This is a genomic window from Mesorhizobium sp. P3_A9, assembly GCF_056402975.1.
In genome coordinates this window covers 38,577-58,731 of the sequence record NZ_JBFUGJ010000001.1, presented here as the reverse complement: position 1 = coordinate 58,731, position 20,155 = coordinate 38,577, and the positions used below count along the sequence as shown (strand labels likewise).

Annotated in this window: 17 protein-coding genes; 6 read left to right on the top strand and 11 right to left on the bottom strand. The window is 64.3% G+C overall.

The window, feature by feature from the left end; translation table 11 throughout:
- Positions 1–32 precede the first annotated feature (32 nt).
- Complete coding sequence (locus tag AC1DX0_RS00270) at positions 33–824, bottom strand: ATP-binding cassette domain-containing protein (protein WP_477221564.1); 792 nt, start codon at positions 822–824, stop codon at positions 33–35.
- A gap of 174 nt (positions 825–998) precedes the next feature.
- Between AC1DX0_RS00270 and AC1DX0_RS00265 the strand changes: the two genes are divergently transcribed.
- From AC1DX0_RS00265 to AC1DX0_RS00245, 5 genes are all read left to right on the top strand, one after another.
- The gene (locus AC1DX0_RS00265) at positions 999–3,206 is read left to right on the top strand and encodes a TonB-dependent siderophore receptor (protein WP_477221563.1); all 2,208 of its coding nucleotides are present in this window, start codon (positions 999–1,001) and stop codon (positions 3,204–3,206) included.
- A gap of 25 nt (positions 3,207–3,231) precedes the next feature.
- Positions 3,232–4,098, top strand: a complete 867-nt coding sequence (locus AC1DX0_RS00260; protein WP_477221562.1) for an ABC transporter substrate-binding protein — start codon at positions 3,232–3,234, stop codon at positions 4,096–4,098.
- Entirely contained in the window at positions 4,095–6,098 is a 2,004-nt protein-coding gene (fhuB, locus tag AC1DX0_RS00255; protein WP_477221561.1) for a Fe(3+)-hydroxamate ABC transporter permease FhuB, read from the top strand. Before AC1DX0_RS00260 ends, fhuB begins: the two co-directional genes overlap by 4 nt.
- Positions 6,099–6,198: 100 nt before the next feature.
- A complete protein-coding gene (locus AC1DX0_RS00250; RefSeq protein ID WP_477221560.1) occupies positions 6,199–7,923 on the top strand; it encodes an ABC transporter ATP-binding protein in 1,725 nt (574 codons plus the stop codon).
- 33 nt (positions 7,924–7,956) lie between these two features.
- On the top strand, positions 7,957–8,640 hold the full coding sequence (locus tag AC1DX0_RS00245) for a cysteine hydrolase family protein (protein ID WP_477221559.1): 684 nt from the start codon (positions 7,957–7,959) through the stop codon (positions 8,638–8,640).
- Positions 8,641–8,647: 7 nt separating this feature from the next.
- Here AC1DX0_RS00245 and AC1DX0_RS00240 read toward each other — a convergent pair whose 3' ends face one another.
- The 9 genes from AC1DX0_RS00240 to AC1DX0_RS00200 form a co-directional block, all read right to left on the bottom strand.
- Positions 8,648–9,589 carry an LLM class flavin-dependent oxidoreductase gene (locus AC1DX0_RS00240; protein ID WP_477221558.1) on the bottom strand — a complete coding sequence of 314 codons (942 nt, stop codon included), beginning with the start codon at positions 9,587–9,589 and terminating at the stop codon, positions 8,648–8,650.
- Positions 9,590–9,744: 155 nt separating this feature from the next.
- A complete protein-coding gene (locus tag AC1DX0_RS00235) occupies positions 9,745–9,900 on the bottom strand; it encodes a hypothetical protein (RefSeq protein ID WP_010912229.1) in 156 nt (51 codons plus the stop codon).
- A gap of 291 nt (positions 9,901–10,191) precedes the next feature.
- A complete protein-coding gene (locus tag AC1DX0_RS00230) occupies positions 10,192–11,136 on the bottom strand; it encodes an ABC transporter permease (protein ID WP_477221557.1) in 945 nt (314 codons plus the stop codon).
- Complete coding sequence (locus tag AC1DX0_RS00225) at positions 11,133–12,188, bottom strand: ABC transporter permease (RefSeq protein ID WP_477221556.1); 1,056 nt, start codon at positions 12,186–12,188, stop codon at positions 11,133–11,135. Before AC1DX0_RS00225 ends, AC1DX0_RS00230 begins: the two co-directional genes overlap by 4 nt.
- Complete coding sequence (locus AC1DX0_RS00220) at positions 12,188–13,699, bottom strand: ABC transporter ATP-binding protein (protein WP_477221555.1); 1,512 nt, start codon at positions 13,697–13,699, stop codon at positions 12,188–12,190. The genes AC1DX0_RS00225 and AC1DX0_RS00220 overlap by 1 nt, the downstream gene beginning before the upstream one ends.
- A 248-nt stretch (positions 13,700–13,947) precedes the next feature.
- Positions 13,948–14,979 carry a BMP family protein gene (locus AC1DX0_RS00215; RefSeq protein WP_477221554.1) on the bottom strand — a complete coding sequence of 344 codons (1,032 nt, stop codon included), beginning with the start codon at positions 14,977–14,979 and terminating at the stop codon, positions 13,948–13,950.
- 119 nt (positions 14,980–15,098) lie between these two features.
- A complete protein-coding gene (gene pcaF, locus AC1DX0_RS00210) occupies positions 15,099–16,304 on the bottom strand; it encodes a 3-oxoadipyl-CoA thiolase (RefSeq protein ID WP_477221814.1) in 1,206 nt (401 codons plus the stop codon).
- Position 16,305: 1 nt separating this feature from the next.
- The gene (locus AC1DX0_RS00205) at positions 16,306–17,106 is read right to left on the bottom strand and encodes a CoA-transferase subunit beta (RefSeq protein WP_477221553.1); all 801 of its coding nucleotides are present in this window, start codon (positions 17,104–17,106) and stop codon (positions 16,306–16,308) included.
- Positions 17,103–17,960, bottom strand: a complete 858-nt coding sequence (locus tag AC1DX0_RS00200; RefSeq protein WP_477221552.1) for a CoA transferase subunit A — start codon at positions 17,958–17,960, stop codon at positions 17,103–17,105. Before AC1DX0_RS00200 ends, AC1DX0_RS00205 begins: the two co-directional genes overlap by 4 nt.
- Positions 17,961–18,078: 118 nt before the next feature.
- Between AC1DX0_RS00200 and AC1DX0_RS00195 the strand changes: the two genes are divergently transcribed.
- Complete coding sequence (locus tag AC1DX0_RS00195; RefSeq protein WP_477221551.1) at positions 18,079–18,849, top strand: IclR family transcriptional regulator; 771 nt, start codon at positions 18,079–18,081, stop codon at positions 18,847–18,849.
- A 7-nt stretch (positions 18,850–18,856) separates the two neighbouring features.
- Here the strand turns inward: AC1DX0_RS00195 and AC1DX0_RS00190 are convergent, their stop codons facing one another.
- On the bottom strand, positions 18,857–20,155 hold the full coding sequence (locus AC1DX0_RS00190; protein WP_477221550.1) for an NAD(P)/FAD-dependent oxidoreductase: 1,299 nt from the start codon (positions 20,153–20,155) through the stop codon (positions 18,857–18,859).

The following is a 20,155-nucleotide window of genomic DNA, read 5'->3' as shown; positions in this document are numbered from 1 at the left end:
CGCTTCCTATTCCGCCACCGCATCAAATCTCGTCACTGCACATAGCCGACGGGTTGGCCGGTGACCGGGTGCGCGAACACGCCCATCTCCACGCCGAAAATGTCCTTGAGCACGTCGCCCCGCATGATTTCGCCGGGTGTGCCACGGGTCAGCAGCTTGCCGTCCTTGAGCGCGATCAGATCATCGCAATAGCGCGCCGCCATGTTGGGATCGTGCAGCACGACGACGACGCAGAGGTCGCGTTTGCGGCTGAGCTCCTTGACCAACGCCAGCACCTCGACCTGATGGGCGATGTCGAGTGCCGAGATCGGTTCGTCGAGCAGCATGACGCCGGCATTCTGCGCCACCAGCATGGCAAGCCAGGCGCGCTGGCGCTCGCCGCCTGACAATTCATCGACCAGACGGTCGGCGAAACCGTCCATGTCGGTCAGCGCAAGCGCCTCCTCGACATGCCGTCTGTCTTCCCCGCTGAAGCGGCCAAGCGCGCCATGCCAGGGGTAGCGCCCGAGCGTTGCCAGTTCGCGCACCGTGAGGCCGGTTGCGGCCGGCGTCGTCTGCGGCAGATAGGCGAGCGCACGGGCGAGTTCGCGGGCGCCCCATTGCGGCAACGGCCGCCTGGCGAAAGTGATGGCGCCGGAGCTTGCCGGCTGCTGGCGGGCCAGGAGCTTGATCAGCGTCGACTTGCCCGACCCATTGTGGCCGATCAGCCCGTAGACGCGCGAGCGCTGCAATTCGAGCGAGACCGGACCGAGCAGCGTCCGCTCGCCGACGGCAAACCGCACCGCGTCGATATGAAAGGCAGTCTCGGCTCCAGCCACGGTCATGGTTTTCTCCAGGTCGGCCGCCCGCTTTTCCAATTTCTGGCCTCCGCGGTCCAATGCCCGGTTGACTATGAAACATGACATTACTAGTCAACATTGAAGATGACTGCAACAATCAACAAATCGTCGTGGCAGTCGATATCGCGGCAAAATTCGCAAAAGCAGGGGGTGCAGCGGATGATCACTGGACGGCAACCAAGCTGGCGGAATGGACTTGCGCGCAAAGGCCTGCAGATCGCAACGACAGCGCTGCCGGCCCTGTTTGGCTGCGGTCATGCGCTCGCCCAGGACGAGGTTACCACGCTTGATCCGATCAACGTCCAGGACCGTGTCGAGAGCGCCTTTGGGCCGGTCAAGGGCTACGTCGCCAGCAAGGGCTCCACCGGCACCAAGACCGACACGCCACTCATCGAGACGCCGCAGTCGATCTCGGTCATCACCAAGGATCAGATCGAGGCACAGGCGATCGACAATCTCGGCGGTGTCCTGCGCTACACGCCCGGCGCCACCGGCGATCTCTACGGCACCGACAATCGCGGCCTCGGCCTGCAACTGCGCGGCATTTCGAACGCCAATGGCGTCTTCTACAGGGATGGGCTGCAGCTCAAGGAGAGCAATTTCACGCTCTTCACCGCGCTCGATTCCTACGGCGCCGAGCGCTACGAGGTGCTGCGCGGTCCGGCCTCCGTGCTCTACGGCCAGGCAAGCCCCGGCGGCATCATCAACTATGTCAGCAAGCGCCCGACCGAGGAGACGCTGCGTGAGGTCGAATTCGGCGGCGGCAGCTTCAACCACTATGAAGGCAAGTTCGATTTCAGCGGCGCGGTCAACGCCGACAAGTCGCTGCTGTTTCGCCTGACCGGCGCTGCCCATATGGGCGACACGCAGACCGATTTCGTTGGAGATGACCGTATCTTCATCGCGCCGGCGATCACCTGGCAGCCCGACGCCGACACCAGCCTGACCATCCTCGCCAACTACCAGCGCGACCGCTCGGGTTGGGCGATGCAATATCTGCCGGCCTACGGCACGGTCATACCAGGCAAGGACGGCAAGTACCTGCAGAACAGCATGTTCGTCGGCGAGCCCGGCTTCGACTCCTACAACAACGACCAAGCGTCGATCGGCTACGAGTTCGATCACCGTTTCAACGAGATCTGGCAGGTGCGCCAGCATGCCCGCTACGTCTATCTCACACACACCGAGGAGGGCGTCTTTGGTGGCGGGCTGACGGACTCCAACGGACTGGAACCTTCAAGCGGCGACTATTCCCGCTATGCCGATGCCGGTGGCACCAAGCTCAGCGGCGTGACCATCGACAACCAGGCGCAGGCCGATTTCGACACCGGCCCGCTCGCCCACACGCTGCTCGTCGGCCTCGACTACAAGCGCTACACCTACCGTGACTATGCATCGGAAGCGACGGTCGAGGATGGGTTCAACATCTTCGATCCGGTCTACGGCTACAAGATCGGTGATCTGACGCCCTACACCGATACCGACACCACCCAGCAGCAGGTCGGCCTCTATGCGCAGGACCAGATCAAACTGGGCAACTGGCGGCTGACTCTGGGCGGCCGTAAGGACTGGGCTGACGCCAAAGTCTACGACAATCTAGCCGGCGGCTACATTCCCGAGCAGAAAGACAACGCCTTCACCAGCCGGGCGGGCCTTGTCTATCTCGCCGACAACGGCCTTGCGCCCTATGTCAGCTATTCCGAATCGTTCCAGCCGGTGGCCGGCGCCGACAGCAACGGCACGCTGTTCGTGCCCGAGACCGGCCGGCAATACGAGGTTGGCCTGAAATACCAGCCGGTCGGCTGGAATTCCTTCATCACCGCTTCCGCCTTCGACCTGACGCGGCAGAATGTCGTCCGCTATGGCGGCACCGGTCGCCCCGACGACATCTTCCAGACCGGCGAGATCCGCTCGCGCGGCATTGAGCTGGAAGCTGTGGCGAGCCTTGATTCCGGCTTCGATATCAGGGCGGCCTACACCTTTCTCGATACCAAGATCACCAGCCCGACCAGCATCAACGACGACGGCACCAGCAACCAGGGCAACACGCCTTTCGGCGTGCCGAAGCATTCGGCCTCGCTGTGGGCGAATTACACCGTCGGCAGCGGCAAGCTCGAAGGTCTTGGCCTGGGTGCCGGCGTCCGCTATGTCGGCTCGACCTATGGCGACGACGCCAATTCCTTCAAGGTTCCGGCCGTCGTGCTTGCCGACGCGGCGGTGCATTATAGCTGGCAGAACGCCAGGCTGAGCCTCAACGTCAGCAATCTGTTCGACAAGCGCTATGTCGGCTCCTGTTTCTCCTCGGGCTTCGGCTGCTTCTACGGCGAGGGCCGCAGGATCAACGGCTCGGTGAAATACACATGGTAGAAGCAATGTGGCGGGCCGGGCCAAAATGGCGGCGCTGACGCGGCGCCAATGTCTGGCTGGACTGGCCACGACCGGTCTTGTCCTGCAGGGCGGCATGGCGCGTGCCGCTGCACCAGCCCGCATCGTCTGCCTGGAATGGACGTCAGCCGAAATGGTGGTCTCGCTCGGCGCGGCGCCAATCGCCGTCGGCGACATCAGCGGCTATGGCGACTGGGTACAGGGCCCGGCGCTGCCGCAGGCCACGATCGACCTGGGATCGCGCAGCGAGCCCAATCTCGAAGTGCTCCGGGAATTGCGCCCCGACCTGATCCTCGGCGCCTATGGCTATGGCCTCGACGAGAGCAGCTTCACCAGGCTGGCGCCGACCTTCAACGTGCCCTTCTACAGCAGCAAGGCAGCGCCCTACGCACAGGCACGAGAGGTGACGCTACAGCTTGGCGAATTGCTCGGCCGCGGGGCGCAGGCCAACGGCCTTGTCGAGCGCATCGACGCCTCGATCGCAGAGGCACGCACCTCCCTGGCACAAAAGCCGCAAAACCCGCTCTGCGTCGTCAGCCTGTTCGACGACCGCCATGTCCGCATCTATGGCGCCGGCAGCCTGCTGCAGGACGTTCTCGACCGGCTCGGCCTCGTCAATGCCTGGGCCGGCGCCACCAATGAATGGGGGTTTTCGACGGTCGGCATCGAGGAACTCGTCGCAGTCGGCGAGGCACAACTGATCTCGCTCGACCCGATCCCGCCGCACATAAAAATCCGGATCGCCCGCAGCTCGCTCTGGGCCAATTTGCCTTGCGTCAGGAATGGCCAGGTGCGGACCATTCCGCCGGTCTGGCCGTTTGGCGGCCTCACTGCTGCCGGGCGCTTCGCCGGCTTCATGGCCGCAACGTCATGACATCCTCCACCTTGCCGCTGACGCAGCCGAGGGATGGGCTCGGGGCGCTTGTCCTGCTGGTGATCGCACCGGCGGCCCTGGCGCTGCTGTTCACCGGTTTCGACCTCGCGCATCTGCTGCCGCGCGAACTCTGGTGGACCGCGCTCAATGCTCCCGACACATCCGATCCGGCACAGTTGCTCTACCGCTACGCCTTCCTGCCGCGCCTTGCCGTCAGCGTGCTGGCCGGCGCCGCACTTGGTCTTGCCGGCGTCATCATGCAACATGTGCTGCGCAATCCGCTGGCCGAGCCGACCACGATCGGCACCAATGCCGGGGCAAGCCTCGCTCTTGCGGCCGCCACCCTTTACGCTCCGTGGCTGTTGGAGGGAGGTCGTGAAGGCGTGGCGCTGGCCGGCGGTGCGCTTGCTACGCTGGCTGTTTTCGCGCTGGCACGCGGGCGCAGCTTCTCGCCAGTGTCGATCATCATCGCCGGGCTCATCGTCAGCCTCACCTTCGGTTCGGCCGGCGCGCTGCTGATGGCGCTCAACCGCGAATACACCGAAGAGCTGTTCATCTGGCAGAGCGGCTCACTGGTGCAGAATGGTGATGCCGCCGTCATCAGCCTGGCGCCATGGCTGCTCGCCGGTATCTGCGCGGCGTTTCTGCTCTGGCGTCCGCTCCGTCTCCTCGATCTCAGTGACGATAGCGCCGCCTCGCTTGGCGCCCGGCCGGCGATCATCCGCCTTGCCGGCATGGCGGTCGCCGTCGCGCTCAGCGCGCTCGTCGTCGCCGAGACCGGCGTCATCGGTTTTGTCGCGCTGGCCGCCCCGGCACTGGCGCGGCTGGCCGGCGCCCGCACGCTTGGCCGCCGCATGCTCTTGTCGCCGCTTGTTGGCGTTGCCTTGCTCTGGCTCACCGACCGGCTGGTGCAGCATCTGCCACTCGCCGCCGAAATACCGGCCGGCACGGCAACCGCCCTGCTCGGCGCGCCGCTGCTTTTGTTCTTGTTGCCACGGATGCGAAGCGCGCCCGAGGTGCAGGCGGATATCGTGTCGTCGACGCGCCTGTCGAGAAACGGACTGCCGTTGATCATAGGTCTTCTGGTGCTGGTCCTCGCCATCGTAGTCGCCATCGGCTTCGGCCGCGGCGCCGGAGGCTGGCACTGGGTGTCATCAGCGGATCCGACGGAGTTGCTTGCCTTGCGCGCGCCCCGCGTCGCCGTCGCCCTGTCGGCGGGCGTCCTGCTTGCCGTCGCCGGCACGCTGATGCAGCGCATGACCGGCAACCCGATGGCCGCCCCCGAAGTGCTCGGCATATCCGGCGGCGCCTCGTTTGGTGTGCTGGCGCTGCTGTTCTTGAGCCACAGCTTTGATCGCAAAGCGATGCTCGGCGCCGCACTCGCCGGCGCCCTGTTGGCGCTGGCGATCGTCGTGCTGGTCGGGCAGCGCAATGCCTTGTCGCCGCAGCGGCTGCTGCTGGCCGGCGTCGCCGTGGCGACGATCGCCTCGGCCTTCGCCGCACTGCTTCTGGCCAGCGGCGATCCGCGCATGGATTTCCTGCTCGCCTGGTTGTCGGGATCGACCTATCGCGCGACATCAGCCGATGCCATCACCGCCGCGACGGTCACGGTCATCGTCCTGGCGCTGGCGCCGCTGACGGCGCGCTGGCTCGACATCATGCCCCTAGGCGAGACCACCGCTCGGGGCCTTGGCCTGCAACTCGGGCGGGTTCGCGCCATTCTGCTCGCGCTCACCGCGCTTGCCACCGCGACCGCGACATTGGTCATCGGGCCGCTGAGCTTCGTTGGCCTGATGGCGCCGCATCTTGCCCGCATGATCGGCTTTCGCCGCGCCGTACCGCAGTTGCTGGCCTCGGCAATAGCAGGCGGATTGATCCTGGTCGCCGCCGACTGGGCCGGCCGCACGCTGATCTTCCCCTGGCAGGTGCCGGCAGGCCTCATCGCCGCCTTTGTCGGCGGTCCCTATTTCATGGCGCTGATGTGGAAAGGCAGGCAATGAAGTTCGTGCTGGCATATTGCCGCCCACGCGCTCCCGCCTGTAAGCAGCGCCCAGCGATGACGGCTGGTACAGCCCTCAAGACAGCCTGCGGTTCCCCTCGATGATCAGACGTTTCCTGTCCTATTACGCGCCCTGGAAGGGCCTGTTCGCGCTCGACTTCTCCTGCGCCGTGCTGGCCGGCCTGCTCGAACTCGGCTTTCCGATGGCGGTGCGCACCTTCGTCGACCAGCTCCTGCCGCAGCAGGACTGGACGCTGATCGTCATCGCCTCGGTCGGCCTGCTGCTGATCTATCTGGTCAACACCGCGCTGATGGCTGTCGTCACCTATTGGGGTCACATGCTCGGCATCAACATCGAGACCGAGATGCGGCGCAAGAGTTTCGACCATCTGCAGAAACTGTCGTTCCGCTTCTACGACAACCACAAGACCGGCCATCTCGTCGGCCGCGTCACCAAGGACCTCGAGGAGATCGGCGAGATCGCCCATCACGGCCCGGAAGACCTGTTCATCGCCATCATGACCTTCGCCGGCGCTTTCGTGCTGATGTTCACGGTCAACATGCATCTGGCGCTGATCACGGTGGTGATCGTGCCTGTGATCGCCTGGGTGACCATGCGCTATGGCGACCGCATGGAGCGCAACTGGCAGGCGCTTTATGGGCGCGTCGGCGATTTCAACGTCCGCATCGAGGAGAATGTCGGCGGCATGCGCGTCGTCCAGGCCTTCGCCAATGAGGAGCATGAGCGCGCTTTGTTCGCGCATGACAACCAGCGCTACCGCCAGACCAAGCTCGACGCCTACCGCATCATGTCGGCCTCGAACTCGCTGAACTATATGGGAATCCGGCTGATCCAGCTCGTGGTGATGATCGCCGGCAGCTATCTCGTTATCACCGGAGGGTTGAGCAATGGCGGCTTTGTCGGCTTCCTGCTGCTGGTCGGTGTCTTCGTGCGGCCGATCGAGAAGATCAATTCGGTGATCGAGACCTATCCCAAGGGCATTGCCGGCTTCCGCCGCTACACCGAACTGCTCGACACTGAACCGGACATCGCCGACCGACCCAACGCCGTCGCCGTCAATGGCCTCAAGGGCGACATCGAATACCGCAATGTCAGCTTCGGCTATGGCGACGGCAAGCCGGTGTTGAGACAAGTCGACCTGACGATCCAGGCCGGCGAGACCATCGCCTTCGTCGGCCCATCCGGCGCCGGCAAGACCACCATCTGCTCGCTGTTGCCGCGTTTCTACGAGGTCAGCACCGGCCAGATCAGCATCGATGGCATCGACATCAGGGACATGACGCTCGCCTCGCTGCGTGGCCAGATCGGTATCGTCCAGCAGGACGTGTTCCTGTTCGGCGGTTCGGTTCGCGAAAACATCGCCTATGGCCGGCTCGGCGCCTCCGATGAGGCGATCGCCGATGCCGCGCGGCGGGCGCAGCTCGACGGCATGATAGCGGGCCTGCCGGCCGGCTATGACACGATCATCGGCGAGCGCGGCGTCAAGCTGTCGGGCGGCCAGAAACAGCGGCTGGCGATCGCCCGCATGTTCCTGAAGAACCCGCCGATCCTGATCCTCGACGAGGCGACTTCGGCGCTCGACACGCAGACCGAGCGCGAGATCCAGAGGGCGCTGGCCGAGCTCGCCGAAGGCCGGACCACGCTGGTCATCGCGCACCGGCTGGCGACGATCCGAGGTGCTGACCGCATCGTCGTCGTCTCGGAATCGGGCATCGTCGAGCAGGGCTCGCACCAGGAGCTGATCCATGCCGACGGCGTCTATCGGCGGCTGCATGACGCCCAGCATCTGGTGTCGGCGCATTGAACGATTATGGTTGGTCGAAACAGGGAGCCATCGATGATCAAGGCAACACCCTTCGACTTCCCCTATGACGGCAGGCTGGTGGCTGAAAACACCGCACTTGTCGTCATCGACCTGCAGCAGGATTTCCTGTCGACGACAGGCTATTTCGCCAAACAGGGATACGACCCCTCGCCGCTGCGGGCGATCCTGCCCACCGTGAACCGGCTGATATCAGCCGCGCGCAAAGCCGGCGTGAGGGTCATCCACACCAGGCAGGGTTATCGCGCCGACATGGCCGACATGACGCCCTACGAAAAATGGCGCCGCAAGCGCTCCGGTCTCGACGGCACCGACATCCTGCTGCGCTCGGGCGCCGGATTCCAGATCGTTCCAGAGATCGACGTCGCGGCTGATGACATAATCGTCGACAAGACCTGCAACAGCGCCTTCACCTATACGGATTTCGAGCTTGTGCTGCGCGCGCAAGGCATCACGCATCTGATGTTTTCCGGATGCACCACCGACGTCTGCGTCCACACCACGCTGCGCGAGGCCTGCGATCGCAATTTCCAGTGCCTGACGATCTCGGATGCCTGCGCCAGCGGCGACAGACAAGCCCACGAGGCGGCGCTTCACATGGTGACGGTCGAGGACGGCGTCTTCGGCGCGTTGACCGATTCCGCCGCCGTCATCGACGGCCTGTCGCGGCTTGGCGACAGGCGTCACGCAGACGATTGATCGGGCTTCAGCCCGTCGCCCGCGTCTCCAGCCCGGCGTGAGGCGCATAGGCCCCCGGCTGGAAGGCATCATGTTCGCGGCGCGCCAGCGAGTTGCGCAGCAGGGCGATGGTTTCCCGGCCGACCGTGGCGATCTCGCGTGGTGCGTCGACGCCGACAATCATGAATTCGTCGATTCCGAGCCCAGCATAGGCAAGCAGCGACAGCGCGACCTGAGCCGGCGGGCCGGACAGGTCGACCGCCTTTTGGCCCGAGGCGGCAGCGCCCCGGTGAATCCGCACCGGCAGCGCGAAGCGCAGCTTGCCCGCCCGGCCATGTTCGGCGGCGGCACCGCGCGCCCGCTCCATCAACTGCCGCACCTCATCGATCGATCCCGGCGCCAGTTCGAAGACATCGGCATGCCGGCCAGCCACTTTCAGCGCCGTTCCGGACTGTCCACCCATGCGGATGGTCAGGTCGGCGCCATGCGGACCTTTGCGCGGCACATAGCCGCCCTTGATGCTGTAGAACGCGCCTTCATGATCGAAGGGCCGGTCGTTCGACCACAGCCGCTTCAGAAGCACCAGATATTCATCGATGCGCTGCCAGATGACCGTGTGCCCGACCGGCCGTGACTCGGCATCGTCATCATTCAATGGCTCACTGATCATCCTGAGCGCCAGCCGTCCGCCGCTCTTTCGATCCATCGATGCCAGCTGGCGGGCCGCCACGGTCGGATCGACGACGCCCGCCCAGTGGGTCAGCACGACCTCCAGCGAGGCAGTCCGATCCAGCACCTGGGTGGCAAGATCCATATTGGTCAGCAGGCCGGCCGAATCGTCGACGACGATCTTCTGGAAGCCGCCGTCCTCGATCAGCCCGAGCTTGGTCGCCGTCTCGGCAAAGTCGTAGAAAAACGGAATGGCGGCATCGGCGGTCTTGCCGGGGACATGCGTGAATTCGATCGGCATTGTCATCTCCTCCATCACTGGAATCATGGATGCGGTGAAATTCGAACCACGGTCGCGCGCAAGCGCACCGGGATCCGGTTCATTCAACTCCGATTACCTGAAAGTATGGGGTAACTATCCCCAGTCAGCCTGAGCCTCAGGGCCAGTCTTAAGCCTCAAGGAATGAGGCCCAGCACAACTGCCCCGGTGAACACAAACGCAAGGGCAAAGACGAGATAGGCGAATGCTCCGGCATAGGCCGGGCGAAAGGTCTGGGCATTGGCCAGCCTCTGGCCGCTGCTGTCAGTCTGAGCGTTCTGGATATAGGACATATCGACCTCCGTCTCGGCCGTTAATCTATAAAACTTGTAGACTTTGTCGATTGCTATTTTTAGGCCAAAGGCAGAAAAATTTTCTTCTGTTTGGCGCTAGATTGGTAGCAGATTGCTGGGAACGCTCGCCTAGGCGATAGATCGGCAGGGCCGTTCGCATCGCCGCAAGAGGGGGAATGGCTCGACCTCTACAGGTATCGGAGAAAAACTCACCAGCGTCGCAGCCCCCTCTCCGACCGCTTCGCGGCCACCTCTCCCCCCGCTTTGCGGGGGCGAGGAACCCAAGCCTTGCTACCGCTCCTCCCTGCGAAACGGCTTGAGCAGCGCCGATGGCGCCACCGCGTTGCGCGACATCACAGCCATGGCGACGATGGTGAAGATGAACGGCAGCATCAGGAACGCTTCGTAGGGGATATGCCCGAGCCCGCTCGCCTGCATGCGCAACTGCAGCGCATCGACAAAGGCAAACAGCAGCGCGGCACCCGCAGAGCGCCACGGATCCCAGCGGCCGAACACCACCAGCGCGATCGCCACCCAGCCGCGCCCCGAGACGACACCGAAGGTGAAGGCGTTGAACTGCGCCATCGACAGGAAGGCGCCGGCCAGCCCCATCAAGGCACCGCCGAGAATGACGGCCTGGAAGCGGGTGGCAATGACACTGACGCCGGCCGAGTCCGCCGCGCGCGGGTTCTCGCCGACCATGCGCACCGACAATCCCCAGGGCGTGCGGTAGAGCACGAAGGCGGCGAGCGGTATGGCGATTATTGCCATGTAGACCAGAGCAAACTGGTTGAACATCGCCGGCCCCAGCACCGGAATGTCCGACAGAACCGGGATCGGCAGCGTCTGAAACCCCTTGATGCTTGGCGGCACCGATTGCTGGCCGAAGATCAGCCGGTAGAGGAAATAGGCAAGGCCCGACGAGAACAAAGTCACGCCGATGCCGCAGACATGCTGGCTCAACCCCAGTGCCACCGTGAACAGCGCGTGCAGCGCGCCCATCAGCATGCCGGTCAGCACCGCCACCAGCACGCCGAGCCACAGGCTGCCGCTGAGGCTGGTGGCGGTAAAGCCGGTCATGGCGCAAAGCAGCATGATGCCTTCGATGCCGAGATTGAGCACGCCGGCCCGTTCGGAGAACATCTCGCCGAGCGTCGCGAAAGCCAAGGGCGTGGCGATGCGGATGATGGCGGCCAAGAAGCCGACCTGAAAAATCTGTTCGAACACCGCGCTCATCTGGCAGCCCCGACGCGGCGGACGCGATAGGCGGTGAACAGCAGCGCCACCAGCATGGCAAGCAGCGCGGTGCCCTGGATGACGTCGCTGAGGAAGGCCGGCACACCGGTGGCGCGCGACATCGCCTCGGCGCCGGTCATCACGGCGGCAAGGAAGATGGCCGCCGGCACGACGCCGAGCGGGTTGAGCCGCGCCAGCATGGCGACGACGATGCCGGAATAACCGTAGCCCGGCGAAATGTCGCTCATCACCTGGAAATGCACGCCGCCGACTTCGCCGACGCCGGCGAGACCCGCCAGCCCACCGGACAATAGAGCGGTCGAGAGCAGCACGCGTTCAACGTTGATGCCGCCATATCTGGCCGCTTCCGGATTCTCGCCGGTGACCCTGATCTTGAAGCCGAGCGTCGTGCGCGCGATGAGGAACCAGATCAAAGGTGCGGCGATCAGCGCCACGATGACACCAAGATGCAGCCGCGTGCCTTCGATCAGCACCGGGAAGTTGGCCGAATCCTCGATTGGCGGCGAGATCGGATAGCCGCTGAAACTGTCCTTCCACGGCCCTTCGATAATCGCCATCAGCGCGTAGTAGATGACCGAATTGAGCAGCAGCGAACTGACGACATCGTCGACCTTGAATTTGACCCTGAGCGTCGCCGGTACCAGCGCGACCGCGGCGCCAGCCGCAGCACCTGCCAGCCCCATCAACAGCATGGCAAGCGGCCCCGGCATCGGGATGGCACCGACAAAGCAACTGGCGACCGCACCGGCCAGCAACTGCCCCTCGGCGCCGATGTTCCAGAACTTTGCCCGGAAGGCGACAGCGACCGCCAACCCTGTGAAGATCATCGGCGCGGCGCGCACCAGTGTCTCGGTGATCGCGTAGCTGTCACCGAGGGAAGCCGTGAACATGACGCCATAGGATTCGAGCACACCGGCGCCGGCCAGCGCGATCAGGCCGCTGCACAGCACAAGCGTCGCCGCGATCGCCAGCAGCGGCAAAGCCAGATTGAACCAGGCGGGCGTTGACGTCCGGACTTCCAGGCGAAACATCAGCCGTGCCCCTCCGCCCCGGTCATCAGCAGGCCGAGCCGCGCGATCGTTGCATCGGCGCTGTCGAGCGTGCCGACGATGCGGCCCTCATACATCACCGCGATGCGGTCGCAGAGCACCAGCAGCTCTTCCAGATCCTCGCCGATGACAATGATGCCGCAGCCCTTGGTGCGCATGTCGAGGAATTTTTCATGGATGAAGCGGGCTGCTCCAATGTCGAGGCCGCGCGTCGGCTGCGAGACGATCAAAACCTTCGGGTCGAATGCGAGCTCGCGTGCCAGAAGCGCCTTCTGCAGATTGCCGCCGGACAGCGCGCCTGCGCGCGTCATCGGCCCGGGACACCTGATATCATAGGCCTTGATTTGTTCTTCGGCGAAGGCGCGGATCGCGTCCGGCTTGAGCAGGCCCTTGCTGCTGAACGCGGCGGTGCCGATGCGCGGCAGCACCATGGAATCGGCGAGCGGCAGATTGGTGACCAGCCCTGTCGTCATGCGGTCTTCCGGGATGCGGCCAAGACCGAGCGCTTGCACCTCGCGCGGCGAAAACCGGGTGACCTTCTGGCCTGCGATCGTCATCCGACCGGCATCGGGCGCACGCACGCCGGAGATCACCTCCGCCAGCGCCCGCTGGCCATTGCCCGACACGCCGGCAATGCCGAGGATTTCGCCGGCACGAACGGCAAGCGATACGTCGCGCAGCACCGTGCCCGAATGTTTTGAGGTGGAAATGCCGTCGAGCGTCAGCACCGCCTCACCCGGCGTCGATGGCCCCCTCGCCGGTGGTACGATCTCATGGCCGCACATCAGTTGCGCCATTTCCGCCGATGTCGTGTTGGCGGGGTCATCGACGCGGCCGGCGACACGGCCAAGCCGCAGCACCGTGCAGCGATGGGTCAGCGCCCGCACCTCGTTGAGCTTGTGCGAGATGAAGATAATGCCGAGGCCTTGTGCCGCCATCGAGCGCAACGCCGAAAACAACCCGTCGACCTCGCTCGGCGCCAGCACGGCGGTAGGTTCGTCGAGGATCAAGAGCTTGGCGCCACGAAACAGCGCCTTGACGATTTCGAGCCGCTGCTGTTCGCCGACCGACAGCGCCGAGACCGGCTGGTCGGGATTAAGCGTCAGCCCATGTTGGCGGCTGATTTCGGCGAGCCGCACCAGCCCGCCGGCACGGTCGAGCCGCCCCGATTTGCCCGGGATGCCGATGAGCAGGTTTTCCAGCACCGTCAGCCGTGGCGCCAGGTGAAAATGCTGGTGCACCATGCCGATGCCGGCGGCCAGCGCATCGGCCGAACTGGTGATCCGCACCGGCCTGCCCTGGATCAGGATTTCCCCGGCATCCGGCGCATAGGCGCCGAACAGCACGTTCATCAGCGTCGTCTTGCCGGCACCGTTCTCACCCAGCAGACCGAGGATTTCACCCGGCGCCACGCTGAGGTCGACAGCCTCGTTCGCCTTGACAGCGCCAAAGCTCTTGGTGATGCCGCGCATTTCGATGAGTGGGGCGGGCAAGGCCGAGGATACTCCTGATGAGAATGGCTTACGATTCGGCTTTGATTTATGGGAACGCGCGAGGCACCCCCCTCTGCCCTGCCGGGCATCTCCCCCGCAAGGGGAGAGATCGGCTGTCTATCCTGCTTTCGCCAATCACCAACGTCGGAAGAAAAGTGCCATAGACGAAGCTGCCAATCTCCCCCCTTGCGGGGGAGATGTCCGGCAGGACAGAGGGGGGTGCCTCGCACCAACCCTCAAATCAAGCATCAATCCGAAACCGGCGTGTTCTCATCAACGTCGACGCGGAAATTGCCTTCCAGGATCTCGGCCTTCTTCTTCTCGACCAGATCCTTGACATCCGCCGGCAGCGTCTTGTCGAACTTGTGGTAGGGCGCCAGGAAAGAACCGCCCTTGGCCATGCGCGAGAAATCGCCGTAGTCCTGCGCGGTGAAGACGCCGGCCTTGACCAGCTTGATCGCTTGCTCGACCGTCGGATACATGTCCCAGACCGGGCCGGTGATGACCGTGTCGGGGCCGAGGCTCGACTGGTCGGACATGTTGGAGATGGCATAGATCTTCTTTTCGACCGCCGCCTCGATGACGCCGAAGCGCTCGGCATAGATGACGTCGACACCGGCATCGATCTGCGCCACCGCCGCTTCCTTGGCCTTGGGCGGATCGAAGAAGGAACCGATGAAGGCGACCTTCTTCTTGATGTTCGGATTGACCTCCTTGGCGCCGGCGAAGAAAGCGTTGACCAGCCGGTTCACTTCCGGAATGCCCATCGCCGCCACGGCGCCGACCGTGCCCGATTTCGACATCTTGCCGGCGATCATGCCGGAGAGATAGGCGGGCTCGTGGATCCAGTTGTCGAAGACGCCGAAATTGGGTTCTGCGGGACCAGCACCCGAGCCGAACAGCCAGGCGGTCTTCGGGAACTGCTTGGCCGTGCGGCGCGATTCACGCTCGGCGGCAAAGGCGTCGCCCAGCACCAGCTGGTAGCCGCCTTGTGCATATTCGCGCATGACGCGGCTGAAATCGGCGGTCTGCACCTTCTCAGACCATTTGTAGTCGATGCCGAGTTCCTTCTGCGCCTTCTGCAGGGCGACATGGATCTGGTTGTCCCATGGCTCCTCGATCGGCGTGGCGAAGATCGCCGCCACCTTCAGCTTCTTGTCCTTGCCAAAGGCCGCGCCCGGCAGCATCGCCGCGGCCAGGCCAAGCGCGCCGAGCTCCAGCACGTTGCGCCGCGAAATCCCTTCGCGTTTTATCTGGAATTTGTTCTTCCGGTTTTCCATTGCATTCCCCTCTGTTCGACAGCCGTGTCGAGCCGGCTGTTCCTAGAAATGTCAGACGGGGAACTATGGAACGACGCCGGACTTTTGTCCACGTGGTCAAATTTGGCAAAGGCCGATGGTCACACCCGTTCTAGCGCGATGGCGATGCCCTGGCCAACGCCGATGCACATGGTGGCCAGCGCATAGCGGCCGCCGCGTTCACGCAGCTCCAGCGCCGCCGTGCCGGAGATGCGGGCGCCCGACATGCCCAGGGGATGGCCGAGCGCGATGGCGCCGCCGTTGGGGTTGACGTGCTCGGCGTCCTCGGCAATGCCGAGCTGGCGCAGCACTGCGATGCCTTGCGAGGCAAAGGCTTCGTTGAGCTCGATGACATCGAACTGTTGTGGCGTCAGGCCAAGCCGCGCGCACAGCCTCTCGGTCGCCGGCGCCGGGCCGATGCCCATGATGCGCGGCGCAACGCCGGCGGCGGCACCGCCAAGGATGCGGGCGATCGGTGTCAGGCCATATTTCTTCGCGGCTGCCTCAGAGGCAACGATCAGCGCCGCCGCCCCGTCATTGACGCCGGACGCATTGCCGGCGGTCACCGTACCGCCCTGCCGGAACGGCGTCGGCAATTTGGCCAACGCCTCGACCGTGGTGCCGGCGCGGGGATGTTCATCTTTGCTGACAACAACCGCATCGCCCTTGCGCTGCGGGATCGTCACCGGGGTGATCTCCTTGGCCAGCCTGCCATTGGCTTGTGCGGCGATCGCCTTGTCCTGGCTGCGCACGGCAAAGGCGTCCTGATCGGCGCGCGACACGGCAAAATCCTCGGCGACGTTCTCGCCGGTCTCGGGCATCGAATCGACGCCATACTGCTTCTTCATCAGCGGGTTGACGAAGCGCCAGCCGATGGTGGTGTCGTAAATCTCGGCATTGCGCGAAAACGCCGTGTCGGCCTTGGGCATGACGAACGGCGCGCGGCTCATCGACTCGACGCCGCCGGCGATCATCAGTTCCGCCTCACCTGATTTGATGGCCCTGGCGGCGATGGTCAGCGCGTCCATGCCGGAGCCGCACAGGCGATTGACGGTCGAGCCCGGGATTTCCTCCGGCAGTCCGGCCAGCAGCAGCGCCATGCGCGCCACGTTGCGGTTGTCCTCGCCGGCCTGGTTGGCACAGCCATAGACAACGTCATCCACCGCCTGCCAGTCGATGCCTGAATTGCGCTCGGCCAGCGCCTTCAGCGGGATGGCGCCGAGGTCGTCGGCACGTACCGAGGAGAGCGAGCCGCCGAAGCGGCCGATCGGCGTGCGGATGTAGTCGCAGATGTAGGCCTCGGCCATGTCATGCAGCCTTTGCTTTTCCCGTTCCTTCATGCGCCGCCTTGGTGCGGGCCTGCAGGTCGCGCAATGTCTTGAGTTCGAGTTCGCTTGGCGCCGGTGTTTCGTCAAGCGCCTCAGCGAACTTAACCACCCAGCCACAAGTTTCCTGCACCTGCTGGCGGGTAACACCAGGATGCAGCGACACGACGGTGAATTCCTTACTCACCGGATCAGGCTTCCAGATGGCAAGATCGGTGATCAGCAAGGTCGGGCCGGCGGTGTCGATGCCCAGGCGCCTTCGATGATCGCCGCCCTCGCCATGGCCGAAGGAGGTGAAGAAGTCGATCTTCTCGACCATGCCGCGCTTGGTCTGCGCCATGGTGATGTAGATCTCCCTCGACGAGGTCGCGATCTCCGGCGCGCCGCCGCCACCGGGCAGCCTGGTCTTCGGATGGAGATAGTCGCCGATGACGGTGGTGTTGATGTTGCCGAACTTGTCGAGTTGGGCCGCACCGAGGAAGCCGATCGAGATGCGGCCGCCCTGCAGCCAGTAGCGGAACATTTCCGGCACCGCGACGGTGGTGACCGCGGTCTCGCACAATTCGCCATCGCCGATCGACAAAGGCAGCACGTCAGGTGCTGTGCCGATCGTGCCGCTTTCATAGATCAATGTGATGTCAGGCGCATGCGTCAGCCGCGCCACATTGCAGGCGGCAGACGGCGCGCCGATGCCGACGAAGCAGACATCATCATTCCTGAGCGCCCGGCTGGCGGCGATGGTCATCATCTCGTTGGGGGTAAAATCCAGCTGATTGTCGCTCATGCCACTTTCCTCAGATGCTCGACCCGGCCAGCGAAATCGTCGGCGCTCTTTTCTATGACATTCGCCTGCATCCAGGCCTGGAATTTTTCGCGGTCGGCGGCGATGTCGTCCCATTCAAGGTAGGCGGCATTGTCGCGCGCATAATAGCCGTGAGCATAGGACGGGTGCGAGCCGCCGGGCACGACGGATATCGCCGCGATGGTCCAGCGCGGCAGCACGGTCAGGTTGGGATGCAGATCGTCGAAATTGTCGACCACTTCCTCGACCGTCACCACGGCACGTTTGGCCGCCAGCACTGCTTCCTTCTGGATGCCGATGATGCCTTCGACCAGCACATTGCCTTTCTTATCGGCCTTCTGCGCATGGATGAAGCTGACGTCAGGCCGGATCGAGGGAACGGCGGCCAGCACCTCGCCAGTGAACGGACAGGTGACCGACTTGATCTTCGGATTGACCGCCGCAAGGCCGGCACCGCGATAGCCGCGAAACACCGCGAAAGGCAGGCCCGACGCACCCGCTTCATAGGCGTTGGCCATGCCGGCGTGGCTGTGCTCCTCGACCTCAATCGACCGGGGAAAGCCGTTTTCGATGGCGTCGCGGGCGCGCCGCAGCAGGCCGACGCCAGGATTGCCGACATAGGAGAAGACGATTTTCTTCGCCATGCCCATGCCGATCATCTGATCGTAGATCAGGTCCGGCGTCATGCGGATCAGGGTCAGGTCGCGAAATCCCTGGCGGATCGCCTCGTGTGCGGCGGCCGTCGGGATCAGATGGGTGAAGCCCTCGAAGGCGACGGTATCGCCATTGTTCAAATTCTCGGCCACGGCCTGTTTTAGCGGCAGGAACTTGACCATTGTATCGGCTCCCAGTCCAAAAGTTCGTATTGCGAACTTATGTTTTGTATGCGAACTTTCTACGCTGAGAGAGGTCGCGAAGTCAATCCTGACGACGATGCCATTTCTGCGAGGTTCGATGGACGAAGAAGCCGCTTCCCGTGACCACGTCGGCTCGCTCGAGCGCGGCCTTGCCGTGATGGAGATCCTGGCCCGGCATCCCACCGGCATGACTCTGACCGAAATGGCCGAGGAGGCCGGCCTGACCCGCGCCGGCGCCCGTCGCTTCCTGCTGACGCTTGTCGCCACCGGCTATGCCACTCAGGACGGCCGCGTGTTCTCGCTGTCGCCGCGCCTGCTGACCGTTGCCCGCACCTGGCTCGGTGGCGGTTCGCTGTGGAGCTTCGCCGCGCCGATCATGCGTGCTGTGGCAACGCAGTTGAACGAGGCCTGTTCGGCGGCCATCCTGTCGGGCCAGGATGTCGTCTATGTCGCCCGCATTCCCGGCCGCCGCATCCTCAGCGTGTCGCTCGATGTCGGCACCAGGCTGCCCGCCTATTGCACCTCGATGGGGCGCATGCTGCTCACTGGCCTGACGCCAGAGGAACTCGACAGATTTCTGCACCATGCGGCCATCGAGAGTCGGACGCCGAAGACGATCACCGACGTCAAGCTGCTGGCCGGCGCCATCGGTAAGGCGAAGGCCGATGGCTTTGCCATCGTCGACGAAGAGCTCGAACTCGGCCTGCGCTCCATCGCCGTGCCGATCCGCGACCGCTCAGGAAGCACGGTCGCGGCCATCAACGTCTCGACCCAGTCGGCGCGATTTTCGGTCGCGGAGATGGAGCGGGAGATCCTGCCCGCGCTGCTTGAGGCCAGGCAGCGCATCGAGGATTTCTTCGTTGTTTAGGCCATCGTCAATGCTTGATCCGATCTCGCATCGCATACCAAAGCATGCCCAGCACATAGAGCGGCCCACGCAGCGCCGTGCCGCCGGGGAACGGCATCGGCGTCAGCGTCGAGAACAGGTCTAACCGTGAAGCATCGCCGGTGATCGCTTCCGCCAGCAGCTTACCCGACAGCGTCGACAGGATGACGCCCTTGCCGGAATAGCCATGCGCGAAATAGACCTCGCCATAGTGCCCGACATGCGGCAGCCGCGAGGTCGTCACCGACACCAGCCCGCCCCAGGCGTGATCGATGCGGCAGCCCTTAAGCTGCGGAAACGTCGCTTCCATGTGCGGCCGCACGAAGCCGGCAATGTCGGCCGGCGGCGATGGCGTGTAGCGCTCGCCGCCGCCGAACAGCAGCCGCCCATCCGCCGACATGCGGTAATAGTTGACGACGAAGCGTGTGTCCGACACCGCGACATTGGCCGGGATGACGTTGCGCTTGCCCTCTAGCGGCTCGGTGGCAACGATGTAGTTGCCGACCGGCATGATGCGGCTGTTGACGCGCGGCTCAAGCCCATGCAGCAACGCATCACCCGCCAGCACGACATGCTTGGCCCGGACCGAACCCTTTGCTGTCGAGACCCGGATCGAAGGCTCGCGCTCCAGCTTCACCGCCACGGAATTCTCGTGGATGACGACGCCGGCGGCCACTGCCGCGCGGGCAAGGCCGAGCGTGTAGTTCAGCGGATGCATGTGGCCGCCAAGCGGCTCATACATCGCGCCATGATAGGGCGTGTCGACCTTGGCGCGGGCGTCCGCCGCCGACAGGATCTCGACATCGCGGAACTTCATCACGCTTTCGAGGCATTTGGCCTCTTCTTCCAAATCCCTGAGATCGGAGCCGTTGACAGCGCCGACCAGATGGCCGGTTTGCCTGAGATCGCAGTCGATGGCGTGACGCTCGATGATGTCGAGCACCAGGCCGCGCGCTTCGAAGGCAAGGTCGAACAGCACCTTCGCCCGCTCCGGCCCGTAAAGCTTGACCAGGCCCTTGGCGCCCTTGCGCAGGCCGGGGATCATCTGGCCGCCATTGCGGCCCGATGCGCCCCAGCCGATCTTGCCGCCTTCGAGCAGCACCACCGTCAGGCCACGCTCGGCGGCGTGAAGGGCGGCGGACAGGCCGGTGCAGCCGCCGCCGACGACCACCAGGTCGGCCTCGACATCGCCGAGAAGCGCCGGATGGTCCGGCGCCGGATTGGCGGTGGCGACATAGTAGGATTTGCCGATATCGAGACCGGAATTGAAACCCGTTGAAGATGCCAT

Coding starts and splice junctions, on each gene's coding strand:
- AC1DX0_RS00270 (WP_477221564.1), bottom strand. CDS start 824: ATGACCGTGGCTGGAGCCGAGACTGCCTTTCATATCGACGCGGTGCGG.
- AC1DX0_RS00265 (WP_477221563.1), top strand. CDS start 999: ATGATCACTGGACGGCAACCAAGCTGGCGGAATGGACTTGCGCGCAAA.
- AC1DX0_RS00260 (WP_477221562.1), top strand. CDS start 3,232: ATGGCGGCGCTGACGCGGCGCCAATGTCTGGCTGGACTGGCCACGACC.
- fhuB (WP_477221561.1), top strand. CDS start 4,095: ATGACATCCTCCACCTTGCCGCTGACGCAGCCGAGGGATGGGCTCGGG.
- AC1DX0_RS00250 (WP_477221560.1), top strand. CDS start 6,199: ATGATCAGACGTTTCCTGTCCTATTACGCGCCCTGGAAGGGCCTGTTC.
- AC1DX0_RS00245 (WP_477221559.1), top strand. CDS start 7,957: ATGATCAAGGCAACACCCTTCGACTTCCCCTATGACGGCAGGCTGGTG.
- AC1DX0_RS00240 (WP_477221558.1), bottom strand. CDS start 9,589: ATGCCGATCGAATTCACGCATGTCCCCGGCAAGACCGCCGATGCCGCC.
- AC1DX0_RS00235 (WP_010912229.1), bottom strand. CDS start 9,900: ATGTCCTATATCCAGAACGCTCAGACTGACAGCAGCGGCCAGAGGCTG.
- AC1DX0_RS00230 (WP_477221557.1), bottom strand. CDS start 11,136: ATGAGCGCGGTGTTCGAACAGATTTTTCAGGTCGGCTTCTTGGCCGCC.
- AC1DX0_RS00225 (WP_477221556.1), bottom strand. CDS start 12,188: ATGTTTCGCCTGGAAGTCCGGACGTCAACGCCCGCCTGGTTCAATCTG.
- AC1DX0_RS00215 (WP_477221554.1), bottom strand. CDS start 14,979: ATGGAAAACCGGAAGAACAAATTCCAGATAAAACGCGAAGGGATTTCG.
- pcaF (WP_477221814.1), bottom strand. CDS start 16,304: ATGGCCGAGGCCTACATCTGCGACTACATCCGCACGCCGATCGGCCGC.
- AC1DX0_RS00205 (WP_477221553.1), bottom strand. CDS start 17,106: ATGAGCGACAATCAGCTGGATTTTACCCCCAACGAGATGATGACCATC.
- AC1DX0_RS00200 (WP_477221552.1), bottom strand. CDS start 17,960: ATGGTCAAGTTCCTGCCGCTAAAACAGGCCGTGGCCGAGAATTTGAAC.
- AC1DX0_RS00195 (WP_477221551.1), top strand. CDS start 18,079: ATGGACGAAGAAGCCGCTTCCCGTGACCACGTCGGCTCGCTCGAGCGC.
- AC1DX0_RS00190 (WP_477221550.1), bottom strand. CDS start 20,155: ATGGCATCTTCAACGGGTTTCAATTCCGGTCTCGATATCGGCAAATCC.